Source organism: Siccibacter turicensis LMG 23730 (assembly GCF_000463155.2).
Classification (GTDB): Bacteria; Pseudomonadota; Gammaproteobacteria; order Enterobacterales; family Enterobacteriaceae; genus Siccibacter; species Siccibacter turicensis.
The window spans coordinates 279,028-305,283 of sequence record NZ_AWFZ01000017.1; the positions used below are offsets into that span (position 1 = coordinate 279,028).

The 26,256-nt window shown below is 50.2% G+C and carries 36 protein-coding genes; 11 read left to right on the top strand and 25 right to left on the bottom strand.

Annotation, left to right across the window (positions count from 1 at the left end; genetic code table 11):
• Positions 1–3: 3 nt before the first annotated feature.
• From DW58_RS03115 to DW58_RS03190, 17 genes are all read right to left on the bottom strand, one after another.
• A complete protein-coding gene (locus DW58_RS03115) occupies positions 4–639 on the bottom strand; it encodes a hypothetical protein (RefSeq protein ID WP_024549886.1) in 636 nt (211 codons plus the stop codon).
• Positions 632–1,816, bottom strand: coding sequence for a baseplate J/gp47 family protein (locus DW58_RS03120; protein ID WP_024549885.1), 1,185 nt, complete (start codon positions 1,814–1,816; stop codon positions 632–634). The genes DW58_RS03115 and DW58_RS03120 overlap by 8 nt, the downstream gene beginning before the upstream one ends.
• Positions 1,813–2,142 (bottom strand): DUF2590 family protein, encoded by a 330-nt coding sequence (locus DW58_RS03125; protein WP_024549884.1) that lies wholly within the window; start codon positions 2,140–2,142, stop codon positions 1,813–1,815. The genes DW58_RS03120 and DW58_RS03125 overlap by 4 nt, the downstream gene beginning before the upstream one ends.
• Positions 2,139–4,025 carry a phage tail tape measure protein gene (locus DW58_RS03130; RefSeq protein ID WP_024549883.1) on the bottom strand — a complete coding sequence of 629 codons (1,887 nt, stop codon included), beginning with the start codon at positions 4,023–4,025 and terminating at the stop codon, positions 2,139–2,141. Before DW58_RS03130 ends, DW58_RS03125 begins: the two co-directional genes overlap by 4 nt.
• Positions 4,025–4,195, bottom strand: a complete 171-nt coding sequence (locus tag DW58_RS21565) for a DUF6890 family protein (protein WP_412778444.1) — start codon at positions 4,193–4,195, stop codon at positions 4,025–4,027. Before DW58_RS21565 ends, DW58_RS03130 begins: the two co-directional genes overlap by 1 nt.
• Before the next feature lie 17 nt (positions 4,196–4,212).
• On the bottom strand, positions 4,213–4,470 hold the full coding sequence (locus DW58_RS03135; RefSeq protein WP_024549882.1) for a putative phage tail assembly chaperone: 258 nt from the start codon (positions 4,468–4,470) through the stop codon (positions 4,213–4,215).
• A 119-nt stretch (positions 4,471–4,589) separates the two neighbouring features.
• Positions 4,590–4,949: a hypothetical protein gene (locus DW58_RS03140; RefSeq protein WP_024549880.1), complete on the bottom strand. Its 360-nt coding sequence runs from the start codon at positions 4,947–4,949 to the stop codon at positions 4,590–4,592.
• Positions 4,949–5,290, bottom strand: coding sequence for a M15 family metallopeptidase (locus DW58_RS03145; RefSeq protein ID WP_024549879.1), 342 nt, complete (start codon positions 5,288–5,290; stop codon positions 4,949–4,951). The genes DW58_RS03140 and DW58_RS03145 overlap by 1 nt, the downstream gene beginning before the upstream one ends.
• The gene (locus DW58_RS03150; RefSeq protein WP_024549878.1) at positions 5,277–5,579 is read right to left on the bottom strand and encodes a phage holin family protein; all 303 of its coding nucleotides are present in this window, start codon (positions 5,577–5,579) and stop codon (positions 5,277–5,279) included. Before DW58_RS03150 ends, DW58_RS03145 begins: the two co-directional genes overlap by 14 nt.
• A gap of 9 nt (positions 5,580–5,588) precedes the next feature.
• Positions 5,589–6,044 carry a phage protein gene (locus DW58_RS03155; protein WP_024549877.1) on the bottom strand — a complete coding sequence of 152 codons (456 nt, stop codon included), beginning with the start codon at positions 6,042–6,044 and terminating at the stop codon, positions 5,589–5,591.
• A complete protein-coding gene (locus DW58_RS03160; protein ID WP_024549876.1) occupies positions 6,041–7,168 on the bottom strand; it encodes a DUF2586 domain-containing protein in 1,128 nt (375 codons plus the stop codon). Before DW58_RS03160 ends, DW58_RS03155 begins: the two co-directional genes overlap by 4 nt.
• Entirely contained in the window at positions 7,165–7,872 is a 708-nt protein-coding gene (locus DW58_RS03165) for a phage virion morphogenesis protein (protein WP_024549875.1), read from the bottom strand. The genes DW58_RS03160 and DW58_RS03165 overlap by 4 nt, the downstream gene beginning before the upstream one ends.
• Complete coding sequence (locus tag DW58_RS03170) at positions 7,872–8,372, bottom strand: phage tail protein (protein ID WP_029592422.1); 501 nt, start codon at positions 8,370–8,372, stop codon at positions 7,872–7,874. Before DW58_RS03170 ends, DW58_RS03165 begins: the two co-directional genes overlap by 1 nt.
• Positions 8,369–8,821 (bottom strand): head completion/stabilization protein, encoded by a 453-nt coding sequence (locus DW58_RS03175; RefSeq protein ID WP_024550792.1) that lies wholly within the window; start codon positions 8,819–8,821, stop codon positions 8,369–8,371. Before DW58_RS03175 ends, DW58_RS03170 begins: the two co-directional genes overlap by 4 nt.
• Positions 8,822–8,918: 97 nt before the next feature.
• Positions 8,919–9,620, bottom strand: a complete 702-nt coding sequence (gene gpM / locus DW58_RS03180) for a phage terminase small subunit (RefSeq protein ID WP_024550791.1) — start codon at positions 9,618–9,620, stop codon at positions 8,919–8,921.
• Between the two features lie 3 nt (positions 9,621–9,623).
• On the bottom strand, positions 9,624–10,643 hold the full coding sequence (locus DW58_RS03185) for a phage major capsid protein, P2 family (RefSeq protein ID WP_024550790.1): 1,020 nt from the start codon (positions 10,641–10,643) through the stop codon (positions 9,624–9,626).
• A gap of 67 nt (positions 10,644–10,710) precedes the next feature.
• Positions 10,711–11,526: a GPO family capsid scaffolding protein gene (locus DW58_RS03190; protein ID WP_024550789.1), complete on the bottom strand. Its 816-nt coding sequence runs from the start codon at positions 11,524–11,526 to the stop codon at positions 10,711–10,713.
• Between the two features lie 160 nt (positions 11,527–11,686).
• Here DW58_RS03190 and DW58_RS03195 point away from each other — a divergent pair, with 160 nt between their 5' ends.
• Genes DW58_RS03195 through DW58_RS03205 form a run of 3 tightly spaced genes read left to right on the top strand, consistent with a single transcriptional unit; the run spans position 11,687 to position 14,816 of the window.
• Positions 11,687–13,459: a terminase large subunit domain-containing protein gene (locus DW58_RS03195; protein WP_024550788.1), complete on the top strand. Its 1,773-nt coding sequence runs from the start codon at positions 11,687–11,689 to the stop codon at positions 13,457–13,459.
• Positions 13,456–14,496: a phage portal protein gene (locus tag DW58_RS03200; RefSeq protein ID WP_024550787.1), complete on the top strand. Its 1,041-nt coding sequence runs from the start codon at positions 13,456–13,458 to the stop codon at positions 14,494–14,496. Before DW58_RS03195 ends, DW58_RS03200 begins: the two co-directional genes overlap by 4 nt.
• Positions 14,493–14,816 carry an Ogr/Delta-like zinc finger protein gene (locus DW58_RS03205; protein ID WP_035885509.1) on the top strand — a complete coding sequence of 108 codons (324 nt, stop codon included), beginning with the start codon at positions 14,493–14,495 and terminating at the stop codon, positions 14,814–14,816. The genes DW58_RS03200 and DW58_RS03205 overlap by 4 nt, the downstream gene beginning before the upstream one ends.
• A 299-nt stretch (positions 14,817–15,115) precedes the next feature.
• Here DW58_RS03205 and DW58_RS03210 read toward each other — a convergent pair whose 3' ends face one another.
• The 8 genes from DW58_RS03210 to DW58_RS03240 form a co-directional block, all read right to left on the bottom strand.
• Positions 15,116–17,134, bottom strand: coding sequence for a replication endonuclease (locus DW58_RS03210; protein ID WP_024550785.1), 2,019 nt, complete (start codon positions 17,132–17,134; stop codon positions 15,116–15,118).
• Positions 17,131–17,958 carry a DNA adenine methylase gene (locus DW58_RS03215; protein ID WP_024550784.1) on the bottom strand — a complete coding sequence of 276 codons (828 nt, stop codon included), beginning with the start codon at positions 17,956–17,958 and terminating at the stop codon, positions 17,131–17,133. The genes DW58_RS03210 and DW58_RS03215 overlap by 4 nt, the downstream gene beginning before the upstream one ends.
• Positions 17,949–18,185, bottom strand: coding sequence for a DUF2732 family protein (locus DW58_RS03220; RefSeq protein WP_024550783.1), 237 nt, complete (start codon positions 18,183–18,185; stop codon positions 17,949–17,951). The genes DW58_RS03215 and DW58_RS03220 overlap by 10 nt, the downstream gene beginning before the upstream one ends.
• 68 nt (positions 18,186–18,253) lie before the next feature.
• Complete coding sequence (locus DW58_RS03225; RefSeq protein WP_024550782.1) at positions 18,254–18,655, bottom strand: hypothetical protein; 402 nt, start codon at positions 18,653–18,655, stop codon at positions 18,254–18,256.
• Positions 18,656–19,066, bottom strand: coding sequence for a hypothetical protein (locus tag DW58_RS03230; RefSeq protein WP_024550781.1), 411 nt, complete (start codon positions 19,064–19,066; stop codon positions 18,656–18,658). It abuts the gene before it with no gap.
• On the bottom strand, positions 19,056–19,283 hold the full coding sequence (locus tag DW58_RS19855) for a phage filamentation protein Fil family protein (RefSeq protein WP_071789314.1): 228 nt from the start codon (positions 19,281–19,283) through the stop codon (positions 19,056–19,058). Before DW58_RS19855 ends, DW58_RS03230 begins: the two co-directional genes overlap by 11 nt.
• Before the next feature lie 10 nt (positions 19,284–19,293).
• Positions 19,294–19,797, bottom strand: coding sequence for a phage regulatory CII family protein (locus tag DW58_RS03235; RefSeq protein WP_024550780.1), 504 nt, complete (start codon positions 19,795–19,797; stop codon positions 19,294–19,296).
• Between the two features lie 30 nt (positions 19,798–19,827).
• A complete protein-coding gene (locus DW58_RS03240; protein ID WP_024550779.1) occupies positions 19,828–20,049 on the bottom strand; it encodes a hypothetical protein in 222 nt (73 codons plus the stop codon).
• A 142-nt stretch (positions 20,050–20,191) separates the two neighbouring features.
• On the opposite strand from DW58_RS03240, the gene DW58_RS03245 reads away from it, so the two are divergent.
• From DW58_RS03245 to DW58_RS03275, 8 genes are all read left to right on the top strand, one after another.
• Complete coding sequence (locus DW58_RS03245) at positions 20,192–20,773, top strand: phage repressor protein CI (protein WP_024550778.1); 582 nt, start codon at positions 20,192–20,194, stop codon at positions 20,771–20,773.
• A gap of 9 nt (positions 20,774–20,782) precedes the next feature.
• A complete protein-coding gene (locus DW58_RS03250) occupies positions 20,783–21,334 on the top strand; it encodes a PH domain-containing protein (RefSeq protein ID WP_024550777.1) in 552 nt (183 codons plus the stop codon).
• A gap of 2 nt (positions 21,335–21,336) precedes the next feature.
• A complete protein-coding gene (locus tag DW58_RS03255; RefSeq protein WP_024550776.1) occupies positions 21,337–22,368 on the top strand; it encodes a phage integrase in 1,032 nt (343 codons plus the stop codon).
• Complete coding sequence (locus tag DW58_RS03260; RefSeq protein ID WP_024550775.1) at positions 22,361–23,077, top strand: hypothetical protein; 717 nt, start codon at positions 22,361–22,363, stop codon at positions 23,075–23,077. The genes DW58_RS03255 and DW58_RS03260 overlap by 8 nt, the downstream gene beginning before the upstream one ends.
• Before the next feature lie 335 nt (positions 23,078–23,412).
• Positions 23,413–24,273 carry a hypothetical protein gene (locus tag DW58_RS03265; RefSeq protein WP_024550774.1) on the top strand — a complete coding sequence of 287 codons (861 nt, stop codon included), beginning with the start codon at positions 23,413–23,415 and terminating at the stop codon, positions 24,271–24,273.
• A 448-nt stretch (positions 24,274–24,721) separates the two neighbouring features.
• Positions 24,722–25,213 carry an Hcp family type VI secretion system effector gene (locus tag DW58_RS03270; RefSeq protein WP_024550773.1) on the top strand — a complete coding sequence of 164 codons (492 nt, stop codon included), beginning with the start codon at positions 24,722–24,724 and terminating at the stop codon, positions 25,211–25,213.
• 10 nt (positions 25,214–25,223) lie between these two features.
• Positions 25,224–25,694 (top strand): L,D-transpeptidase, encoded by a 471-nt coding sequence (locus tag DW58_RS20810; RefSeq protein WP_152525643.1) that lies wholly within the window; start codon positions 25,224–25,226, stop codon positions 25,692–25,694.
• Complete coding sequence (locus DW58_RS03275; protein WP_024550772.1) at positions 25,691–26,125, top strand: hypothetical protein; 435 nt, start codon at positions 25,691–25,693, stop codon at positions 26,123–26,125. The genes DW58_RS20810 and DW58_RS03275 overlap by 4 nt, the downstream gene beginning before the upstream one ends.
• Positions 26,126–26,256 lie beyond the last annotated feature (131 nt).

Genomic DNA, 26,256 nt, shown 5'->3' on the forward strand with positions numbered 1-26,256 from the left:
TACCTATACACGGGCGCCGTAAACGGCGCTGCTGTTATTATTCAGACTCGCCGGATAACAAAGATATTCACCCGGCTTTACATTTCCTGTGAGAGAGCCACCGGCGTGGTAACAAACTAATTCCCCACCTTCCCATCCTGAATTGATGTAAATTTTCAAACTGGTTAAAACTTCAAACTGATACCGCCGGCACGTCCTGCCGTACTGCCGTACAATCTGAATCATCAGCTGGGTATTTTCTGCCACCTGGCTGTCTGTCACGCGAACCAGAATTACGTCCCAGTCGATGCCTGGCTGACGCTCAAGCAGTTCGACATAGCCGATCCCCAGACGCTCAAAGATTGCGATAAATCCAGCCACCGAACCCGCATCTGCTGCGTTAACAAATGCATACGCCACGCGCTTGCGAAACAACGTCAGCGGCTCGCCATCGAACCGGGTAATGTCGCGGTCATACGCGATGAGGTGCAGCAGCGGTTCAGCACAGGTCAGCGGATCAAGCTGGCTGGCTGGCCATGTGATCCAGCCGTACACGTCACGCCAGAATTTCCGGGCGGCATTCAGAAGCTTTTTGGGTTCGCCGTCATCCATCCAGAACGGCAGCACCAGTCCGGCCAGCTTTTTCAGTAAATCAGGCATTTTCGACACTCACGGTTAATGACTTCAGCCGGGCCACATTCAGCTCACTGATGATGTCCGGCAGGGAAAAGGCCAGCGAGTCCACCTGTGCAAACGCCTGGTGAATTTCACGACCCAGCATCGAAAAGCTGAAACGGGTATACGGCCATGTTTTTTCCACGTCGTAATCGGCGTTCTCGCGGAAGGCGCAGCGGATGAGGTTTTCTACCCCGGTTTTCAGCGTACTGCGCTCATCGCTGGTGAGGTTCACCAGATTCTTCACGTACACCGTGACGGCAAGATCGTGAAGGGTTTCGGGCATGGCGAAACACTGCATATCGTCGCCGTGGCCGTGGTGGCCTTTTGACGTGATGTAGTCATTTACAGCGGCAATAAACGGTTCAGAAGTAACACCCGTATCAAGTAGCAGAAAGGCATTCGCCGTACCGGGGCCGCGCGGGGCATCATGCTCAAAAAAGATACGATCGATACTCAGCCCGGCCACACCGGCAATCATCGAGCGATACACTGCGTCAGTGTGGTAATTGCCTACCAGATTGAACTGGTTGCGGCAGCGCTCGCGCAGCTCATCATCGCTTTCTTCATCTGCGCCCGGCGAGGTCAGCCAGTCTTCTTCGTTGACGGCGTGAGAGATACCCGCCACTGCTACCGGCAGGATGGCATAGTAACCAGGCGCAAGGTTATACGCCCCACCACTGGCAACGGCTCGCACAGGGATCAGCGCGCTGGCCTGGCCTGCTGGAATGGTAAAATCTTCCGGGGTCGTCAGCGCGTATACGACGCCGTTAATTCTCGCGGTCTGGATTTGCGTGCCAGCTTTCACCGTCACCACAGCGGCCGCATCAGATTTGTAGAATCTGATCACACCCTGCGCCGCGCTGGCAGGTTTGGCCGTTACGTTGACCGCCCAGGCGAGCAGACGAAGCAGCTGCCCGGAGGCAGTGGCTACAAACATATTCGCCAGTACGGTATTGACCATCACATCCTTGAGCCACAGCACCGGCGTGGTAACAATGGCCGTGATAAGCCGCCAGAACGGCGACATGCGGGATGTATTGGTAATAATCCCTTCGTCAGCAACGATGTTATTAAACCGCGCACGCAATGCATCAGCGGTTACCGGCATACCGGACTGTTTCACCACGTCTTCAAAGTCTACCTGCGGTTTCTCTGTCATAAATCCACCCGCGCCGATACGCTTCCAAAGTCCCATGTCCTGGCGGTTATCCATAGCCGCTTCAGGCTTTCTTCAGAAATAACCACCGTTCCCGGCTCAATACGTTCATCACTTTCAATCAGTAATTCCAGCCGAGTTAAAATGTCTGCCCGCATTGTCGGGCTACGCTCTGCCACTAATTCTGTAGCAAGCCCGCTTTCTAATATGGCGTGAATAATGTCCTGCCCGATGCTCTGGCTGTTATTGCACAGCACAGGTTCATTACCGGGATTAAGTACAAAATTACGCCCCTCAATAAGCAGGTCGATATAAAGCAAATCGCTCATGCGTGTAATTCCTGCCATTCAGCAAGCTGCCCCGGTGTTAACGGCTGCTGCGTATTAATATTCAGAGTGCCAATTTTCTGGCTTTTGTCGGTTACGTTATTAGCGTTACTGGTGATACTTTTTCCGATGCCGCCCTTATCAATGGCCGTTAATTTCCCACCGGTTGATAAGGTATTCTGTGTTACAGGCCCATCGCCTTTATCCCCGCCCGCATCAATATTCACACCGGGAATTTTATTAAGGTGTCCTACAATCCATTTCCATGACTTACTGAAACTGCCTTTAATGGTATTCCAGATATTATCGAATATCCCTATCATCCCTTTGACCATTCCGCCCAGGGCTTTTACAGGAGAAAAGCCGGTAAGCAGCGCAATAAATCCATTCCAGCCCTGTGAAATAAATTCCCATGCCTTACTGAAAATACCTGCGACCCACTCTACGGCCTGCGCCACTACCTGAAACGCCTGGGTGTTCATTACCGCTGCTTTGATGGCGTCCCAGTGCCTGACCAGCAAATAACAACCGGCAATCAGCAGGGCAATGGCGGCGATGATCAGCAGCACCGGCCATGACATAAGGTTTACGCCGATAGCGGCGAGCATGGCTGCGGTACGAACGGCCATCAACACCCCACGCAGCGCGCCCAGTACAATCCCCCACCCGGCGAACACGAAAGTAGATATTCCCATGATGATATTCAGCCCCGCACCCACGGCGGCAAAACTCAGCACAGCCAGTACGACATACCCCACCACGCGGGCAATGTTGGGAAACATCTGCATCCAGCGTGCAAACGTCGCCCCCATATCGGCCAGTCGGTTCAGTAGCGGATAAAGCACCGGGATCAACGTCAGCCCAATCACTGTCTGAACAGCTTTGATGATGGCCACAAAGCGATCCCACGGCTTGACCATCTTCGCGGCCATATCCTGGGTGCGCTTCAGCCCGTCAGACCCGCCCAGCTCTGTGATGTTGCGTTGCAGCAGGGCAACGTTGCCGTAAAGCTGCTTCACCACGGCGGAACTGTCACCAAAAGCATCATCAAGCTCTTGCTGTGCCTTCAGGTTTCCTTCCAGACTCTTGCCGTATTTGCCCTGAAGTTTCTGAAGCATTTCAGGCATGGAAAGAATGCTGCCGTTTGCGTCTTCAAATGACAGTCCCAGCTTTTTCGCACCGGCAATAGCGCCGGTCATAAAGCCTTCATATGCGCCACTTGCTTCACTACCCAGGGTGCGGCTCAGCTGCCCCAGTACTGCCAGCTGCTCATCAAGTCCGATGTTAAAGTTTGTGCCGACACCACGCGCACCCTCCATCAGGTCTTTAATTTTTCCCATCTCTGCACCAAACTGCTGGCGCATATAAGTGGCCTTACCGGCCAGCTGTTCGGCAAACTGAACTTTACCCAGGCGCTCCGCATCAGACTGGAAGTTAGCGAACATTTGCCCCATGAACTCGGAGGTTTCGGCCGTGGTAGTTTTAAGGGCAAACGCCAGCGTATTGGCGACCTTTGTTACCTTTGGCAGCTCCGTTGACGTCAGGCCGGCGATCGCACCGTTTATATCTGCCGTGGAATTAACAAAATCCACCGCGCTGGCTCCGTAAGTGATACTGAACAGCATGGCATCGCGCCGCACCGACTTTAACGAGGTGTCATCAATGCCCCGTGCCGATGCCTCATTAAGTGCGTCGTACATTTCAATTGCCGGTGACAGCGCACCTTTTACTGTTTCAGCCACGCCCCACATTGCCAGCGCGCCCGTGCCAATGCGCCTGAAAGCTTCCCTTGAATTGTCTGCAAACGCCGTAACCGATTTCTGCGCCTGTTTAATCGGACGCGTTAATTTGTCAACGAGGCTTAATGTAAAATCCAGCTGCTTCATCAGGAACCTTTGAACGCGGTGCCAATACCGTTGGCCACCGCAATGGTCATATTTTCCCAGTAGCGGTTATCGAGCCAGACAGCTGCGGCAATATCATCAATATTATCTTCCCCGACGGGCAAGTAATGGCGACGTAAAATTAAATATTGTGCGAGTCCATTTGATTCGATCGCCTGGACCCGTTGCGTTAGTTTTTTACTTCGATTTCCAGTTCAGGCGCGTAAATCTCGTTTACCTTGCCGACAATCTGCAACGCAGCACCCGGACGGGAAACAATTCCAGCCAGTGCTTCTTTACTTTCTGACGCCACAATACGATTCAGATAATTTGTTGCTGGCGCAACTTTATTATCCATCGACATTTCATTAATGAATTTATTGTAGGCGGTCTGATTTGGTTCAAATACAAGTTCAGTACCAGCAACAACCAGTTTAATTTTTTCCATGATAAATATTCTCTCGTTTGTTAATTTCATCTGCGAGCGCGTTATGACGTGCAGCGCATTCAGCATAAAGAATCTGGTAATCCAGCAACGCACCGGCGACGTACGCCCCGGAAGTGCCGTTAATGCGCGGCAGCTGCGCCGGGCATTTTGTTTTCAGGTTTTCCTGAAAGGGTACGTTCGGCGCTGGCTGCGGCGGCATTGAACAACCGTACAAACTCATCAGACACACAAACGTTAGTAAAAACAGGCTTAACGATTTCATACCTGATCTCTTTTGGCTGGCTTGCCTTAAGCGTTTCAAGCTTGCTTTCAAGTTCACGCGCCGACGCGCTGGCCATCACCTGGAATTTTACGCCGGTGGCGGCAGCGGCTTTCTGCGCGGCGAGATCGATACTGTCACGCTGCCATGTCGCGCCCTTCCAGCCCGCCATAAACGCCAGCACTATCACTATCATGCAGAACCATGCGCCCCTGCTCATCAGCGCACCCCGTTATGCTCAAGGCTGAAGTGATTGCCGTCAGGGCGTGATTTGAAACGCCCACCCCATGCACCGCCCAGCGATTCCCAGTATTCACCCAAAGGCAGATATGCCTCACTTTCGGTCTGATACACACCATTGAGAAAAAGATTAAAATCCACCGCCAGGCGCTGTGTATGCAGGCTGTTCGTTATGCCGCTGCCCTTCTTTGCATTCAGCGCCGCCTGTTCCGGCGTTCGGTATGCCTCACCAAAGGTCAGGCGGTAACCTTTTTCCTCAGCCCACTGGATAAGATTTGCCACCATAATGGTGAACAGCTGCTGTTTTTCACTGAGCGTCATGCTTTTCATCCTTCTGCGCGTTGCCCTGGGCTTTGCGTCTTATCCAGATTTCAATGGCCTGATAGCCTCCGATTGCCAGCGCCGTTCCCAGCCCGTTAATGGCCAGCGGGCTGGCGTTCGGGATTTGCAGCAGTACTGCGCCTGCCACTACTGAAACCAGACTGCCCAGAATAAGGCGGCTTAAGAACAGGCGAACCGTAATAGGATCGTTGCCAGCCAGTAACTTACCGATGGCAATCAGCGCGCCGATGGCCAGTAGCGTGTAAAGACTCTTTTCATGTTCCTGCATCTGTAATCCTTAGCCGATCAGGTTTTCAGTGGCTTCCGGCTCCAGATACGGAATGCCGTCAATGTTGATAAAGCGCGGGTCTGTCACCTTGTACGGGATTTTGCGTGTAGCCAGCGCGCCACCTTTCGGATCGATATCCAGAATACTGCTGAGATTCATCTTGCAGCCGAATGCCTCAACTTTGGTTTCCTCCGTCCCGGCTTTCGCGTAGAAAAGAAAATCCTGTGGTGGAATGCCGCGCCATGATCCGGCCTGTTGTGCCAGCCCTTTCAGAATGGCCATCGATTTAATGCTAAGCTCCAGCTCACCTTCAGCTGCCACATCACCATCCACATAGCCATCAGGGACGCCGTGCGTCTGGGTAGCCGCTGTGTTATCGGTGATGTCGAGCGTGATTTTTTCCACATGCACCATCGTGCCATCCAGATAAAAATCAAATGACATGCCGCTGATACGCTTGGTCATGCGCTCGCCTCCAGAGTTTTATCAAGCAACAGGCTGATCGAGATTTGCAGCGGTACTTCATACGGGCGCAGCACAATGTAAATCTCAACGTGTTTACTGGTCTTCCAGACGATTTTCACATCCCCTTCTTTCGGCGGTTTCACCTCCCCCGGAAACGTCGTGCCATTAATTTCAGAGGCTTTCGACATTTCTCGCAGCGGACGAGCAAAAATTGACTGGTGCGCCGCGATACTTCCCGGTGTGCTGTTCAGTGAGCGATCGCCAATTTTCCCAAGTGCCAGCAGCCGCACGCGTCGCGCCACTTTGTCAGCAATACGCAGCGTTTCAATTGACTGATAATCGCCACCCTCCACATCAAGCGTTCGGCCATCAGCCCAGTAAATGCCGTCATAGTCGGGATACCACGCCGGAACACTGAAGCGCTGTGCCTCAAGCGCTTTTAGCGTCGCAATTTGCAGCGTTTCGCCGGTGCCGTCTGCCGGAAGCTCATCACTCCCCAGATTCAGCAGTGCGCCGGTTTTGGTACGCGCCGGGCTGTCTGCCACGGTCACCGCACGATTACACAGGCGACCTGCCAGCACACCCGGCTCATTTCCCCACAGACGCGGAACAAGCATCACTGCTTTTTCAGCAACGCCGCTTTGCAGCGCAGACAGCCGCGTCAGATAGTCCGCCTGTGCTTCATCTTCTTCAAATCCGCCCACAGCGAGCAGAAACCATACCCAGCGGCCATACGTTGCAATCAGCGTGGCGCGTAGCGTTGCGGCAAGCGTAATCAGCGATTTATCGCTGACGTCATCACACAACACCACACCTTCAACCGAGCAGGATTTCTGCGAGGCCAGTACCGCCTGTTCAACCGCTGCCGCGTCCGCGTCTTCTGCCACAACATGCACAAACGCCCACCAGTTCTGGCCTGCATTGGCCTGTGCGGCTTTCAAATCACTTTTAAGTACGCTCTGCGCCGGACCGAGCAGCTGATCAAAGTCAGTCTGCGAGTCCACCGCCTGCGTTTTACCAACGCCTGTTTTCCCCTTACCGATAAACAGCACAGTGCGCTCAACCTCGTTTACTTCGCCCTGTAGCTGATTTACCTGGTTTACATCAACAGTTGGCCAGGTCATGTTTTCCCCTTGATATCCTGTGCGTTAACGTCCCAGCCAAAGCCAATCGCCTGAAGCTGGCGCGCCAGCGCCTTGTTAAAGTCGTCGTCGCTCATACCCAAAAATTCACGGGCGGGAACGTCAATCACCCAGCTTGATTTTGCTACCGTGCCGCTCAGCTTACGGATCAGCAGCCCGGCCTGTGCGTAAGGCATTTTTTCGGTAATTTCACGGTAGGTTGGCTTTTTCCAGCGCTTTCCCCGCTTTACCGTATATCCCAGCGCCCGTAGCTTTTTGGCCTGGGCTACCGTCGCCATTTTTCCGGTCTGATCCTGATTTTTCTGGCCGCCGCGATTAAAACGCACCGTCATGCCATTTTGCTGGCTGTAGCCCACAACGCCCGCCGGAACAGGCCTGTTCCCGTTACGGTATGCGCCGCCCTGCAAATAAACCCGCACGGCCGCAATTTCGGGCATTTCGCGAATGTGAAGCAGCTTTGGCAGGTTTCTCAGCATCTTGCCCTTTCGCTTTGTTGCCCTGCCCGGCCACGCTGCGCCATCAGGCGACTGCTGGTTTCGAACGTTTCGCTTTGCTGCGGCAATCAGTCCGTATTTCGCCAGACGCCACAGCAGGCGCTGACGCTTACGGGGCGGCAGCTCCAGACTGGTCAGCGCCTCGCGTAGTTCGGCCAGCTGCTTCTTGTTAAGCTCACCACCGGCAAACATCAGGATTCGCCTACCGGCGCGCCGGTTGAATCCGTGCCATACACAGTGCCGCTCAGCGCAGTGAAGATTTCAGGCTCCACCAGTGACCATCGCTCGCCCCGGAACGGGATCGGCCCCTTTTCATCAGGTCTGATCACAAGCTCGTCAGCCAGCGGCATAGTCAGAACCACCGTGGCGGTTTCTTCGTCCTCTACTGTCACATCCCATACGGCTTCAGCACTGGTGATTCCGATATCATCCAGCACACCGTCAGCATGTTCATCCAGCCAGACTTCAAGCAGCGCGATCAGCAGCTGCGGCGCACAAAGGCGATACGGGAAACGCTCCCAGGAGATCAGCGCGTTATAGCGAATGACTGATAACCGGTACTGCTCAAGGCCAATATCTTTGGCTGCGGCAACCAGCTGCATTTCATCTAACAGGCTGTCAAAACCCAGTTGCGCGCGCTCCGGCACGTTCTGACGGAAAAACTCACTCAGTGAATCCAGTTGAGTTTTCATACCTTTCTCACCGTTGCGCGCTTAAGCCCCTTCATGTGCCGGATTGTCACGGAGGATTCCGCCAGCAATCCGTTACGGGTTTCGTCACTTTCCTGCCCCGGATGGGACTCCCGGCGGCCAATCGTTGCAAACTCACCCAGCAGATCAGCTTTCGCCCTGGCAAAAACCGCTTTCATGTACTGCGCACAAAGCCCGTTCTGCCCGTTCATGACCGGTCCCGGCACCGCTGCGGCGGTTTCGAATCCGCCCGCACGGTGCAGGGCTTCGACCTTTTCAAGATCGGCGTTTACTTCTGCTACGGCCGCAAGCAGTGCCTGCGCCGTGATACTGGCATCCATATCGGGCGGTAGTGCGCGCTGCGACTGGAAGTCACGAAGATTCAAATCCGGCCAGAAACCGTTATTCGTTAACTCCGAATCCTGGTATTCAATCGGTTTACCGCTAAACATGGTTCCCCCGAAAAAGGCGGGCTGACCGGCATCCAAGGCGCATTACACAAGTGTGTTTTGCCCTCCGCCGCGCCCGCCCGGCTTGCGGTAGTCGTTATTACTCTTTTGCCAGGCTGCGCAGTCGCGCAGCAATTTGCGCACGCTGTGTGGTTACACCTACTTTCTTGTAGAGACGTTCGGCGCTGGCCAGCAACGCGTCAGCCTTTTCAAGCGTTTCCGGGTCATCCACCGCTGTAGCGCGAGGCTGGCCGTTATCGTCACGCAGCAGCATCAGCCCGGCGAACTTGCACCATTTGGCAGTAATTTCCTCATGCAGCCGCCAGCGCTGCGTCACCTTCTCAAAGGTCTGAGAAAAATAAGGCTCAACACTTTCACCCATTGCGGCAGTGTCCTCCGCCCACGCCATCACCGTGTCAGCAACAAAGGTAGGGAAGTTGCTGCGGATGTTGTCCGGCGTGTCCTGGTGCTGCTCAATCGCCACGTCAGCCAGTTCCAGCGCTTTATCCAGATAACCGGCGTCAAACAGCCAGACGACGAACCAGGAAAACACCGGATTGCCGTATTCGTTGCCGCTGGCCAGATACGCTTCAACCGTGGGTTGCCAGCGTGGGATCAGCACATCACGCTTAAAGGCTTCGCGTTCCGCGTTCGTTGGCAGCGCACGCGCCATTTCAACGTCAGTTTTCAGCGCCTGAATCTGTAAATGCAGACTTTCTGCCATGTCTGCGGCCTGCTGCGCTTTTAGCTGCTGCTCCAGAGCTACGCGCCGGTTGTGGCGCTGGCCGGGTGAAAGTGCCATTTATCAGCCCTCTGCCGGTTCGGAAACCTGACCGATTGTTACGGCTGACTCGTCGATTGCCGCGTAAAGCTCCGGCACTTCAACCGCGTAGCCTTCATTACGCAGATACTTGTTCTCGTACTGCTTGCGGTCTTCAACAAACTCCGCCTTACGCTGACGGGTGCCGCGCTGGGTGTAGATATGCAGGTTTGACAGTGGGGTCACCACCATGCGCTTGCCTGGCATAAATGGCGGCACAATGGCCTGACGGCCCGCGATAGTGCTTCCCAGCATCTGCGCCGCGATTTTCTCAGTTGGCTTGTCAGCCCCCTGATACAGTCGGTACTGCTCAGCGGCCACCAGATCGGCCCCGACAAGTACCACCAGGCGCGGGTCGTTGCGGAACTGCTGCGGGATTTTGGTATTGATGAGATCGGAAGCCATCGCGTCGAGCGAGCGATAATCACCTTTATCATCCAGGGTAAGCGCCTCAGTGATGATTTGCTTGCCACCATCGAAACCTTTCATGCGCTCATGCCAGCCAACGTTGACGTCTTCGCCGTTCGGGTTTTCTGTCGGGTTGGTAGTTTCAGCAATGGTTTTACCGTTGAAGCCAATGCGCAGCATATCCAGCGCAAACGCCTGATTAGAGAAAGCCTGTACCAGCTGGAAAAACTCTTCCTCGCTTCCGGCGTTTGCCCATACAGAAAGCAGGTTCCAGCGCAGCGCGGCGCATGAATCCGTTTCGACCAGTTTGTAATCGTTGCCGTCAACGCCCACACGCTTGATAAAACGGCCATCAGCGTTGCGCCCGGTATGAAGCGCTGAAGCGCCTACGGACACAACCTGGCCGCTCAGTTGGTCAACATCCGCGCAGGTGATGAGGCTCAGAAATTCAACAGATTCCAGCAGCGCACTGCGCAGGGACGTTTCCTGCGGATCGGTTAATTTGAATGCGCGTGACGGGTTATTAACGCTGTAATGGCCCGCCAGTCCGGCGGAATACGCGTCAATAAAATCCAGCGCACGTTGATTCAGTTGCATATATTCCCCTCGCGTTAACGCGATGAATAATTGAAAAAAGGTTCAGTCAAATAAATTCAGTTAATAATTAAATGAACTTAAATTTGCCGCTGCTTTTGCTTTTATCGCCAAACTGACGCTGCGGCAGTTTTGTGACTTTTTTATCCAGCTTGCTGAAATTGGTCAGGATGGTAGGCAGATTTTCACGCAGTGAGGCAAACTCCTGGGTATCGACCACTTCAGCGATGGTATCAATATCACCCTGCGCGTTATTAACTGCTTCCTCCACTGCTGCCAGACGCTGCTCAATAGCATTCACGGCTTCGGCCAGTGCCTGCAATTTTTCGTCACTGCCAGGCGTATTATCATCATCGCCTTCAGCAAAAGTGTGCTGCTTCGGTTTAATACCGAAAAGTTTTTGCCAGTTAGACATATCTGCTTCCTGTTTAAATTTTTTATCAGAGGTTATTACGCAAGGGTAATAACCGGATTTCGGCTTATTACGTCTGCTGCTGAAACGTAATCGTGTTGTGCCAACGCTTGCGGGGCTGTCTGTAACAGCAAGCCCCTTGAGATACGTGCGCCCAGAGCCGCGCCAGTCTTCTTCCGGCTCGATAGAGAAAAAGACCAGCTGATCGTCACGGTTGGCATAAATCAGGCTCATGCTGGGACTGATTTTTGCGTAAAGCCTCGCCAGTCCGTCTTCACCGTCTTCCCAGCGCGCTTCCCGCACTTCCCCACAGGTTCCCCAGTCGCGTTCATGCTCCGGCCACAGTCTTGCCGCGTAATGGTTAAAGTTATAGGTTTCGCCCATATCAATAATCCATTCACGGTAAATCTTTCTGCCGTCTACCGTATCCCCTTCGGTGGCAATACACAGCCAGTCAGTGACTAAATGAGACATTATTTCCTCTCGCCTCGCTGATATTGCAAAACGATTATTACGGATAAAACAAAAGGCATCACCCTTATTAATTCTTATTACTTCGGATAACAGGAATTACCCGAACGATAAGGAATAACTGCCGCATAATTTTTCAGACAGCCACGGCATAATTAAATCTATGGCTAAATACTCAGAAGAATTGAAAGGCGTTGTACGCGCACTTTATCTGCGGCGCTATACGCCAAAGGAAATTGCATCAGAATTGAATCTGCCGAATGCGCGGATCATTTACTACTGGGCTGAAAAAAATAACTGGGCCGATTTGCTCAGCTTTGAAAGCACTGAAGAAGCGATTGAACGCCGCTACCAGCTGCTTGCCGGGCGGGACAATAAGTCCGAGGTAGAGCTAAAGGAAATGGATTTGCTTATCGCGCACGCCACGAAACTGCGCGCCCAGAGCAACAAACATAAAGAGAAGATGGCCAGCGGAAACGGCGGCCATAAAGCAGCGGAGGATGACGGGGACAGCGACAGGCCACGCGGCAAGCGGAAGTATAAAAAGAATGACATTTCATCCCTGACGCAGGATGACTTCGATTCCTGGGCCAGTGAGCACCTTTTTGCCTATCAGAAGCATCTGCGCCTGAATATTGGTCAGCAGGTAAGGAACATCCTGAAAAGCCGCCAGATCGGCGCGACCTGGTATTTTGCCTACGAGGCTTTTGAAAATGCCGTGATGACGGGCGACCCGCAAATTTTTCTGTCAGCGTCCAAAGCCCAGGCGGAGGTATTCCGCTCTTATATCGTGAACATCGCTGAACAGTATTTCGGGATCACGCTGACCGGCAACCCTATCCGCCTGAGTAACGGCGCAGAGCTGCGTTTCTTATCAACCAACAAAAACACAGCGCAGTCATACAGTGGCCATCTCTACTGTGATGAATATTTCTGGGTGCCAAACTTCGCGAAACTCAACGAAGTGGCCAGCGCAATGGCCACGCACGATAAGTGGCGCACCACATACTTTTCCACCCCGTCAGCGAAAACTCATCAGGCTTATCCGTTCTGGACGGGTGAGGAATGGAAACAGGGTAGCAAGAAGCGCGCCGGTGTGCGGTTCCCGGACTTCAGCGAGATGCGCGACGGCGGGCGCTTATGCCCGGATGGCCAGTGGCGCTACATCATCACGATGGAAGATGCCATTGCAGGCGGCTTTAACCTGGCCAACATCGATAAGCTGCGAAATCGCTACAACCCAACCACGTTTAACATGCTCTATATGTGCGTGTTTGTTGACAGTAAAGATTCTGTCTTCAGCTTTGCCGACCTTGAAGCCTGCGGCGTCGAAACGGAAACCTGGCAGGATCACAACCCCGATGCGCCTCGCCCGTTTGGTGACCGCCCGGTCTGGGGAGGATTTGACCCGGCGCGCAGCGGTGACCTGTCCTGCTTTGTGATTGTCGCCCCGCCCATGCTGGCTGTCGAAAAATTCCGCGTACTGGCCGTGTTTAACTGGAAAGGCATGAACTTCCGCTGGCAGGCAAAGCAGATCGAAACCCTGTTCAAGAAATACAACTTCACCTATCTGGGTGTGGATGTGACAGGCATTGGCCAGGGGGTATTTGACAACATTCAGCACTTTGCCCTGCGCGTGGCCGTAGCTATCCGCTATGACCGCAACACGAAAAACCAGCTTGTGCTGAAGGCGGCCGATGTTGTGGAAAGCCAGCGTATTGAGTGGGACAAGAACCTGAAAGAGATCCCGGCCAGCTTTATGGCCGTTCGCCGCACTACAACACAAAGCGGGGCCGCAATGACGTTTGTCGCTGACCGCAGCCCGGAGACTGGTCACGCGGAATCTTTCTGGGCCATCACTCACGCCCTGCATAACGAACCGCTGAATTACGAAAATAAACCTAAATCCCGGTGGGGAATCAAGAAGGCCGCATGAAAAAAAACAACCGCTACCGGCAGCGCGACACGAAAGCGCAGCCGAAAAATAAAATGAGCATTTTGCGCTTTGGGAAACCGGAACCGGTACTGACTACTGGCACCGATTATCATGATGTCTGGTATGACAACGACGCAGACCACTACACGCTACCGATTGACCGGCTGGCGCTCGCCCAGCTGATAAACCTGAATGGCCAGCACGGGGGGATTATTCACGCCCGTAAGAACATGATCACGTCTGATTACACTGGCGGCGGCCTGACCCGCGATGAACTGGAAGCAGCGGTTTTCGATTTTCTCACCTTCGGGGATGTTGCCCTGGCTAAGATTCGTAACGGCTGGGGCGACGTGATCGCCATTGCGCCACTGCCCGGCCTGTATACCAGACGCCGTAAATCCGGGGAATTTGTCGTGCTTCAGGAAGGAGAACCGATCGTGTACGAGCCAGAAGACGTCATTTTCATCAAAATGTATGACCCGCAGCAGCATGTTTACGGGTTGCCGGATTATATCGGCGGCATTCACAGCGCCCTGCTCAACAGTGAAGCAGTCATATTCCGTCGCCGCTACTACCACAACGGCGCGCACACCGGCGGCATTCTCTATACCCGCGATGCGAGCATGACTGACGAAATGGAAGAAGAGATTGAAACGCAGCTGCGTGACAGCAAGGGGATCGGTAACTTCTCAACTATCCTGGTAAACATTCCTGGCGGTGACAAAGAAGGGGTGCAGTTTATTCAGATGGGCGACATTTCCGCAAAGGATGAATTTGCCAGCGTGAAGAATATCAGCGCCCAGGATGTTCTGAACGCCCATCGGTTCCCCGCCGGGCTGGCCGGTCAGATCGCGCAGAATGCTGCCGGGCTGGGTGACCCTGAAAAGGCTGAAAAAACGTATAAAAAAAACGAGGTAATGCCGGTGCAACGTCGCTTTATGGAAGCGCTAAGCGATGACGGTGAAGTGCCACCACATTTGTACCTGAATTTCTCGATAGAAACCGCCAATAAAACAACGGATAAGGATGCGGCATAATGCAAAAAAGGTTAAAATCCAGGCATTATCTGACAGCCGGAGAGCGGAACGTGAGAGTATTAAAAATTGAATGTCCGGAATGTGGCGCAAAGGCTGTTATCCGCAAGACTAATCGCAAGCACCGGCAGATTGCTGATATTTACTGTTCCTGCGCTGACGTGGAATGTGGTCACACTTTCGTTATGAACCTGACTTTTTCCCACACCCTCAGCCCCAGCGCAAAAACGGGTGATGCCATGCTTCAGCAGCTGCTAAGCACAATGTCACCTAATCAGAAACAGATGGCACTTGACCTACTGAAAGCCACGCCCGCCGCTTAAGCCCCCACTCTGGGGGTTTTTTATTGCACATTCATACAGACGCTTTTCCAGATCGGTGGTTAATTCATCAAGCCAGGCTAATGCCAAATCCTTTTCTCCGCAGTTACATCCCCCACGCGCTACCAACCTTGTGAATAAGGCGATACGTTGTAATGCGATAGTTTCCATAAATAAATCGTGCATAAGCCCCCCTTCAGCTTTTTACTGTATATGCATACAGTATACATTTATGGTCATATTCCGAAAGTGCTTTTGAGGTGACTTTACAAAAAAGGTATACGCATCAGAACATTGCTGAGTTAATACCAGCCGGGCCATACGTCTTCACCCGGCCTATTTTTTATTTCGTCGAGCCTTCCATTACGATAAACAAGAGACGTTTGGCCATACTTCAGCCGCCCATCACGCAGTAAAATCGCTATCTCTTCCTCAGTACCATCAAACCCACGGCGATTCAGATCCATTTTTAACCGCCTGCGGGCTTCACCCTCAGTACAGTTATTGACAGAACTCCAAGGGGCGGCGATGCCGCCAGAAAAACCCGCCTCCGCTGGCGCTTCGGCCAACTTCGAAACCTTCTGCCACTTTACCAGGCGCGTACAAATCTCAGAGCCACGCAGACGCGGGGAATACACTCCCTGCACCCGTTGAATATCTTCTGCGTATTCGTTGCCCTGCTCCGTAATTTCATAAGCGAGACGCACAACCAGATCCCGGCGCGCAACAAGGGGGCCGCCCTGCGCCTGTGTATATGACGCCCAGCATCCGACATCAGCAGCGGCCAGAACGGCATCCATTTCCTGGTCAACGAACCGCTGATCGCGCAGGCGACGTAACTCTCGCCATACCGTTACCGGCGCGCCACCAATCTGCTGAAACTGGCGAATACGCCAGCGGGACGCCCACGCAGCCACAGATTTAGCCATATCACGCATACTCTCTCCGGTTTCGCCGTCCTGCTCCCCGTCCATAGCGTAACCGTCGATATTTTTAGATATGTATTTTGCGATATAGCCCGTCGCTGACCCCTTTTCAGGATCGATAGGCTCAACGTGAAAACGCGCCTTAAGCGCGTGTGGGGTCTGTAATTCTTCAGAATCTGCGATACGGGCCTGGTAGCAAAGAATGTCGCGCACCGTTTCAACATCCTGCGGGCGCATAAACAGCAGCATGTGCCAGTGCGGTGTCCCGTCGTGATGCGGCTCAACCACGCGAAAGCCAAACACATGAATCCCGGCGCGGGAAATAGCGGCGCGCGCCCTGGCCCACACATTGCACAGATAACGCTGCGTGTCCTGCGGGTTACAGCCATTCCACTGGCCGACAAAACCACCCTTGCTGTGTACCGCATGGAAGCGTGACGGCGCTGTAATGGTATAGAACTCACCTGACAGCCCCTGATCGTTGGCAATATCCTCAAAGCCACGCATACGGACCATCAGTTCGCAACGACGTATGGCCGGATTGGCAACGCTGCGATGCACCATGCTATCCAGCGCAATGCGGTTTCCTTCATCGTCCATCAGGTCGAATTTTTTGAAAAACTCCAGATTGCGCTTTTTCTGCTCGACCCATTCGCCCAGGGTTTTACGCGAGACGTAAGCGCTGGCCGCTTTTTGCACCTGGCCAACAGCTATGGCCATATGCTCACGTTGCAGATCACGCGCTCGCTTCAGGCGCAGATACCACCACTCCGATGCCATCAGGCGCAATATGCCGGACTGCGCCTGGCGCTCGGTTAATTTGTCTGCACAATAAGCGCCCCAGTAAGGGGCAGTGATATTGATAGTTTGAGTAAGCGCGCCCAGATGGACGTATGCCAGGGCTGTGCGCCGGGCAATTTCCTCGTCGCTCCGGGCCTCACCCTCAAGTGAATCAGAAAAGTTATAAAGCTCCTGAGACAGCCAGGTTACGACCTGCCCGGCCAGCTTCTTCAGATCTGCCCGGTCAAGAGACGGCAGGCGTGAAATCATTTTGCCGAAAGGCAGACTGGAAACATCCGGCGAAAGGGCATACCGCGCCATTACTTTGCGCAGGCGTGGCAATACGCTCTGACCAATCGTATGGCGTAAGAACGTATTGGCGCGACGACGCCCATCATGTGGGGCATTGAATAATTTTTCGTAGCGCTGGCCAAAATACCCGGCTAACCAGTCGGGCATTTCGTGCAGGTACTGGGAACGGAAATTATGATCGGCTGGATTAACCTGCCACAATTTGCGCTCAGTCAGCGTTACATCTTTCGGGGTTCCCGGTGCGAAATGCTCACGCCGCCATGCATCAACGGCGTGATGATTACCGTTCATGGCCAGCGTCATTCGCCAGCCTCATTCGCACCAACAAACAGAGGGGATTTCAGAATCAACTCTGCTGCCACCTTCTGGCTTGCAGCTGCGGCACCGACGCTACGCGGCGCACTGATTTTTACCGACTCGAAACCAGCATAGAGATAATGCACGGCATCGAGATCAGCATTCGAAGCAACCACCGGCACGCCCTTTGCAGCCAGCTTTTTCAGCCTACGAGAAAGCCGACCATGATCGATATGGTCAAACCCGCTCGAATGATATGCGGTGAAGTTCTCTGAATCGGTGAGATAAGGCGGATCGCAATAAACCACATCGCCGGCACGTACCATGTCCAGCGTTGCAGAATACCCGGCACAGATGAAAGTGGCGCGCCTGGCTTTCTCAGCAAATGCCTTTATCTCAGCCTCAGGGAAATACGGGCGCTTGTATTTACCGTAAGGCGCATTGAATCCACCCGATTTGTTATACCGGCAAAGCCCATTAAAGCAGTGGCGATTAAGATACAAAAACAACGCCGGACGCCAATCCGGATCATCATCATGATTGAAAGCATGACGGCTATCATAGTAACCGTCGGCGCTGTTAAATGTTTCGAACAAATGCCTTGCACGGCTAATCAGGGCATCAGCGTCGGCTGCTACTGCCTCATAAAAGGCGATCAGGTCTGGATTCACATCCGCTACCAGATACTCGTCATATTCTGCGTTAAGCATGACGGAGCAGGAACCGGCGAAAGGCTCAACCAGACGCTTACCTTTCGGTAGGTGCGGAAGCAGCTGCGGCATAAGGCGGGCTTTGCTACCAACCCATTTAAGCGGGGATTTTACTGCCACGCAGCACCGCCTTTACTCGCGATCGCAGACGCTTCAGCACGGATTAATTCCACTATCTCCGCAGCGCTCAATCCATCATTCGCAGCATGTGCCGCAAGCTTATCAAGGCGAAGCGAACACAGGTCAGCAGCTGCGGCCTTACCTTCCTGCGTGGCTTTGGTGAGCATTTCTGACAGGTCTTTCATCGGTGCCGGGGACGTGTCAACAAACATGCGTTTAGGTGTCATATAGATTTCTCCAGGGCAATAGAATCCCCGGCCACGTAAGGTGTGGCCTGAAAATTCAGATGGTTTGATTAGTGGAAAGAAGGTTTTTTGATTACTGCGGAATAGTTAGGCGCAGGCGTCTGGTGTAGCTCATAGGTTGCGCGCCACCACTCGTGGATTAGCGCTTTAATCTCACCAACACCCAGTGCGCCCGCCACGTAATAATTGCTGCGAAGTCCTGCCAGCGCCTCAACTTGCGTGGCGTCGCTTTCTGCTTCACGGTAGACGCAGCACCAGTACGCAGCATTGATTGCCAGCCAGTGGCGGGGATTGGTGAGGTGCTCTGTATCGTTGAAGAAAAACGGATGCAGAATCACACGTCCGCCTTTAACAGTATTTTTGCTGGTGAAAGCCTCCGCATAATTCACAGGGACAAGCCAGGCCGAAAACTCCTGCGCCAGCGTTGTGCTGTTTACTGAAATGATGCTCATTTAAAGCTCCTTTAACTTTTCGCGTTGTTCAATGGCGTACAGAATTTCAGGGGCGATGATCATTTTCACCCCCCGCCCGACATGGACTTTTTTAACTTCAGGTCGGTTGGCTGTTCTTCGGGAAAAATCGCTATCGCGCAGTGATCCGAAACCCTCAAGCGTCAGGCGCGCCCGCGAAATACCCTGGCGTAGCTGGATCATGGCGCGGTAATCCAGACGCTCGAAAAGCTCAGCCCAGCAACAATTGCTCAGATGCGCTTTAAAGACCCCTGCTCCCGAATTAACAGCGGCGGCATGAAGTACCACGCCACGCCATTCCGGGCTTAATTTATTCCACCAGTCAGCGGCCTCGCTGCGGTTGCTGAAGTGCTGGCGGCGTATACGTGATAACCAGACTTCGTTACTGGCCATGACGCCCACCTACTGAGCCGCATAAACGACGCGCACCGGTAGTTAGAAAGCGAATCACCGCCCAGGTGCGCATTTTCACCGGCTCGCGAGCATTGAACTTGTATTGATGGCCGGGGTTCATACGCTGGCCGTTCGGCAATTCAAGCCAGCCAGTTGAACCACTGGCGAGCTGCTTTGATGGTGATTGTTTTTTCAGATAACAAACAAAGGCTTTCATAAACTTCTCCTTAAATCAGGCCGGTGGCGCTAGTCGTGACGAGATCAACCGCAGCCGCCAAAATTGGGGCTGACTGAAAACGGTTTTCTACGGAATAGACGATTAAGGACAAGCTGCGTATCGCATCGCTGGCACGGTCAAGAATTTGATTGCGGCGCGCAGCAGTCATTCGCTCTGCTGACACTGCCTCACCAGCTATGACACCAACGCTGGCCGCGGCCGTCAGCGCACAAAATTGCATATTTTCTGCTGTTGCATTATTAACCGGAACTGACGGCTGACAATTCAACTGGCGAAGAAGACCATCAAGAATGCGGGGGTCTTCAGTAAGATCGACAATCTCTATCAGTTCCATAAGTGTGAGCTGATGGGCTTGATCAGGATTCAGTTTGCAGCGCAAGACAGCGGGCCGCATCCCAATCTTCTTAGCCAGTTGCTCGACGTTATGCGCACTAGCAAATGCACGGCAAGCCCCATCAAGGTAGTTATGTATGGATACCTTGTAATCGTACATGATTCGCGGATTCCTAATTGATAGGGTCTTTTACGCCTGGAGCGAAATACGGCATTCGCTCAATGCTTCGATGGTGAGGGCCGCCATGTTGATTTCTACACGGCCACGGGGCATGTCGCCTTTTGCACGAATAGGCAAACGCCCATCACGAATCATGTCGCGGGCAGTACCTTTAGCCGTACCAGTTAGGCGGCAGTACTCTTCGAGAGGTAAGTAAGGGGTGGGGATGGTGATTGTAATGTTAGGTCGCATACGTCAAAATCCTCTTTTCATCTGAACTCGGCAAAGTTCAGTAACTTTCGCTTTTTGAAAACTACAAGGGCAAGGCTACTTTTCATAATGAAAATTGTCAATGCAGACTTTTCATTTTGGGAATGGATTTGCATGATGGGATATGCTGAAAATCGACTTTGATGGGGAAAGCGCTCCGGTACTGGATAGGATTCTTGAGGCTTATGGCTTTACGTCCAAACTGGCTTTAGCGCAGCATTTTAATCTTGCCGCAAGTAGCCTTTCAGGCAGATACCGTCGTGGTGGGTTCCCTGCTGATTTAGTTGTTCAATGCATGGCAGAAACAGGGGTTTCATTAGAATGGCTAGCTACTGGCTCAGGAAGAAAGTTTGATAATGACGAGCTGGACATTCTCAAGTTGCCTCGGCAGAAGCTAGTGGATGGACAGCTTTATGATTCTGGCTATGCAATGCTCGATAAGGTGTTTTTCCGGGCAGGCATTCCCCTACCGTCTGACCCATTTTGTCTTTTAGATGAGAGCGCGCAGTATATAATCGATCGCAAGTACGCTGAAATATTCGATGGCGAATGGTTAGTTAATATAGAAGGTAAAATCAGTGTTCGTACATTGGTACGAATACCTATAAGAAAAGTTCGTATCAGTGGTGTAGGAATGGCATTCGACTGCGCATTAGATGATATTGAAGTTATCGGAAGAATTGTTTTAAAAATAACAAACCAATAAGGACATGATATGCTTGATTATAAAAAGGCTACAACACAGCAATTAAAAGAAGAATACAAGCGTTTAGCTGCCGTTGTTTCTGACACACCTTTTGCTACTAAAAAAGAGTTTTATCACCTGCCGTCGATTTTAAATGAAGGCGAACAACCCATTGCTATTGCAAGTGGAGCTATGGATGGCAATACATGGTTAATCACTCTGACAAATCAGAGGGTGATATTTTTAGATAAAGGAATGTTATTTGGTGTCAAGCAGGTTGATGTTAACCTACGCAATATTGTTAGCGTTGGTGGAAAGACGGGCCTTTTACTTGGTGAAATAATTATTTCTACAAGCGGCCAGAATTATACAATCAAAAATGTTATGAAAGGCGCGGTAATACCTTTTACAAATTTAATAAATGCTACCCGAAATAAAAAAGAAGATGAAAGCAAAAATTCATCTGCATCTAATGATTCAGACATAATTTCGCAGATTGAACGAATCGCCGCACTTAAGGAAAAGGGCATACTTAGCGAAGAAGAATTTCAACAACAAAAGCAACGCATTCTTAATCAATAAACATGTCTATCCGCAAACAACCTGATGGAAAATGGCTGCTCGATTTCTACCCCGAAGGGAAACCCAAGGGGAAGCCTAGTAAGCGTATTCGTAAGACATTCTCAACAAAGGGCGAGGCTCTGGCTTATCAGAATCACATCCTTGAAAACATACATGTTAAACCTTGGCTGAATGGCAAAGAAGACAGGCGATCTCTACGCGATTTGGTGGGGCAGTGGTTCGATGAACACGGCTTAACCCTGGATGATGGCGAAAAACGCAAGGGGGCGATGTTATTTGCTTGTGAAAGTATGGGTGAGCCGCTGGCGCATGAGTTTGACGCAACCATGTTCTCTCTGTACCGCAAAAAAAGATTATCCGGCGAGATCATCAGAACTTCCCGTGTGCAGCAGGTCTCTCCACGGACAATGAATCTTGAGCTTGCTTATTTCCGTGCCGTATTTAACGAGCTGAAGCGTTTAGGTCACTGGAAATCAGATAATCCGCTGGCCGGTGTTCGTCCCTTCAAATCTGAAGAGGCTGAACTGGCATACCTAGAAAATGAAGAAATTACCCGACTTTTAGACGAATGTTTAAAAAGTCGTAACGAGAGTGTCTACTGGGTCGCTTGTCTGTGCCTAGCGACTGGTGCGAGATGGGATGAGGCTGAATCAGTCACAACAAAACAAATTAAAAATTTAAAGGTCAGCTATTTTAAAACTAAAGGAAATCGAAATAGGACTGTACCTATCAGCAAAGCCTTCTGTGATGCCCTACCTAAACCAGAGAGGCCGGGGCGTTACTTTAAATCCTGTTACTCAGCTTTTCGCAAAGCTGTAGAACGGGCAGACCTTAATTTGCCAAACGGCCAACTTTCACATGTTTTGCGCCATACTTTTGCAAGCCATTTTATGATGAAAGGTGGCAATATCCTTGTTTTACAGAGGATTCTAGGTCATACGGATATAAAAATGACTATGCGTTATGCTCATTTTGCTCCGGATCATTTAGAAGAAGCCACACGTCTAAATCCACTAGGTGAGATATATGCTTAAAAAAATTTCCGCTGTTATTCTCATTTTTTTGATTTTAGCTTTTATAATCACCCCCAGTTATTTATATTGGGATACCTTCCATCAATATGGCCTTTCATCTAAAAATCAAGACTGGTCAAATTTTGGATCGTTTTTCGGCGGATTCTATAGTGCTGCATTTGGGCTAATAAGTATTTTTGTTTTGTGCTTAACCCTTTACCTCACTCTCGACTACAACAGAAAACAGTTGAATCAGTTAAAAGGTGATTCAATTAAAAATTTACTTGTTCATCATATAAACTCTCTAAATGAAAAAATGAACAGTCGAGATAACAAATATTACTCACCGAACAATGGAAACTTTATAACTGTAAATGAAAATTACTACGTCACGGCTTTACAAAAAAGATTTCAGATCAATATAAACATTGACAAGCATAACAATGCTGATTGGCGCTTTGACCCTATCAAAACAACACGTGAAGTCTTAAAAGATACAAGAATATCTTATCCAGAGGAATTTTCGGTTATATTAAATATTTTAGACATCATTAAATCTATAAAGGACGAAGAACTGCGCACCGAAGCTATCAATTTATTCTGTTCTTTGACATATAGAAATAGAACGTTCTGGTTACTGTCATATGCTTTTTTTAACAACGATGAAGCAAAAAAATGTCTGATAAAGTATCCGGGGTTATATGTGCTTGCCGAAGGATTAAAGCCTTAGCGATAAAGTGTCCCCTTTTTGCCCCCTCAGGACTCAAACATGCAATAACCTTCACCAACATTCAAACCGTAACTCATTGTTTTTAATGTAACTCATTGATTTATAATGACGGGGCAGCGTTCTCATAATCGCTTGGTCGCTGGTTCAAACCCAGCAGGGGCCACCAAATTTCCCTATATCTATCATGAACTTAGCATAACCCCTTAAGCTTTTTCCTCTTTAGCCAAGTAGCAAGTGTCGCAGCACTCATGATTACTTGTGGAAAGTCCCGAACTTTTTTCTACTTAGCAACACGTTGCAGATGAAAGTATGATTACTAGAATCAGGAGGCAATGATGGCTGACCCTATATCAACTGCGTTAACATACCTTTCTAATTTGGTTTCTTTCAAAGCTCCCTTAAGACTCCTAATAATTTCTTGCGCAATTATATGCAGTTGGGTTTTTGTTGAGCCTGAGCTTAAACCTTTTAAAATTCCTAATGAGTTATCGATTACATTAATAACCATTATAGGGTTTTCAATTGGAGCACTACTATCTTCTATACTTTTTAGCTTATTTGAGTTTATCATGAGCGCTATTAGAACGAGGCGTAAAAAACAGCAAGAAGCATTAAAAAAATTAAAATTAGATGAAGCGAGAATTAAGCACCAAGTTGAAATGGTAGAATTATTCAAGAAGAGTTTTGATTCCTATCCTTATGACGCAAAGAAAATATTACTATCTTTAAAAAAAGCCGGCACCACAATACGAATTCATGAAACTACTGTAAGTGACTTGAACAAAGCATTCGTAGGTCTTTGTGACAATGAAATTATTATCAGACGACATAAAATAGATAAAACATCCTTCTTCTGTGAAATAAATCCAATTTATAAAGAATGTATTGATAGTTTATTTGATTTCAAACACCGCTCTGACATTGAAGAGCTTTTCACCTCAGAACCCAAAGGGCTAATGACATTACTGAAAAAATTTCAGGATAACCAGAAACCAGAAGATTATGTTTTTAACATTTCAAGCGTAACTTATAACAATAGATATAACTATAGCCCTGTCATATTATTTGAATCCTTTGCTGAGGGGGAATATATAGAAGGTTGTAATTTGAATTTTTATATAAATGAGCATTACCATCCTCTTGTATGCGAAAAACTAAACAAAAATGTGAGGGAAAATGTACTAGGTCGTCATTAAATCAGGAGAATATTAAAGGTTTAAACGAAACCTCTATAGAATCATAAAAGGTCATTCACACTCAAGACCTTTTTATTGCGAAAAGATGGCGTGACGCCATTCTGATTACGTAACGCCAGGCTTTTGTGCAATATCGAAACGCGTAACGATAACTATCCCGAACCCACTGTGATTTTCTGCGCATATTACTTTACGATTTAAAGACCGGCTTATGCATAATGCTTTGTATTTTCAGAGCTAACATAAGCTACACACCTGTCATTACGCCCCTTTTTATTGCATAAGAATTGCGCTTTCCTCCTGCTTTTTACGCACCACATGAATGAAACGCCAAACATAATCAGCCACTCAAATCATGGTTAATTTGCGTCAATCAAATATTACATTTACACAGATTAATGCGTTGTAGGGTTAATGGACTGTCACACACTTACAAGGAGTTACCCACATGCCTATCCCTGCGCACCTTTTTTTAAAAGACGATGGCGGCGCCGTAATTAAAGGTTCATCTGATGTTCAAGGCCGCGAAGGCAGCATTGAGGTCTTGAGTTTTACGCATGGCCTGCACATCCCTACTGACGGCAATACTGGAAAGCTCACCGGAACGCGTGTTCATGGTGCGTTTACCATCGGTAAAGAGTTCGATAGCGCTTCAACCTATTTATATAAAGCTGTTTCAACTGGTCAGCAGCTGAAATCTGCAGAGCTGAAATGGTACAAGGTTAACGACGCCGGGCAAGAAGTTGAATATTTCAACATGATGCTGGAGAACGTCAGGGTGGTATCCATTCCCCCTGTAATGGCCAACTGTAAAGACCCTCATAGCCAGCACCTGAACCATATGGAAATAGTCGATCTCAGATACGAAAAGATCACATGGAAATATGTAGACGGTAACCTGGTTCACTCCGATGCCTGGAACGAACGCGCCACGGCTTAGGGCTGATGATATGACTACACTCTCTTTCAACGGATGTACTCACACGCTCACGTTGCTGAGTGCGGATGGTTCTGTCATGGGTATCTGGACTGCATATAACAATGTTGATCACAGAGCCACACTCAAACATCTGGAAAATGGCACATACCAAATACTGGATAAATCAACGCCACACCTGCACCCCGGTGATAACGCAGAGGGCGCTTATGGCGCGTGGGGTATTATACGCTTTGGTTATCCTGGTCATCCCGGCGTAGGTGTACATTCAGGTCGCGCCCATGCTCGTCGCAAACCAGGTCCGGAACATCCCACAATGGGATGTATCCGCACAACAGATGACGCAATGAAAAGAATAAAAGAAAGTATGGCCAAATCATCGCTTTCAACCATTACCATCAGTAATAACAGCGGCTGTGCCGCCATAAGCGCAACACAGAAATATGAACATATTTATATTCCCCTCGGAATGAGTCTTATATGAAATTAAAGTTAGTGGTGATCATGATGCTATCGCTCTCTGCATCTGTGTATGCGGGTGACTGTACCACGGTAAAAGAGATGGATACTGCCGACGCAGCAGCCAGTAAGATTCAGGACTGGGCAGGCGTGAGTTCATTTTTCAAAAAATATAAACAGTGCGATGACGGTTATATTGCCGAGGGGTTATCACACACTATTGGCACACTGTTGGCAAAAGACTGGCGTACTCTGGATCAATTAAACGTCATGACGAATAAGGACAAAATATTTGAATCCTGGGTTGTTAAACATATCAATACTACGGCAGACGATAGTGATTTAACGCTGATCGTGAAAAATGCCAAAGAAGACTGCCCAGCACGTAATACCCATCTCTGTACGACTATTGAAAACGCAGCAAGGCAGGCATTACAGGACCTGGAAGAGGAATAGGCAATTCACAATGTTCTTTACGCTGCGCTCTCTGGGGCACTCGTATCACGTAGACTTATCAGGAAGAGCTTTACCGTCAAATAACAAAAATAGGGCATCCCCCGACGCCCTGTTTTTATCGCAAGCATACA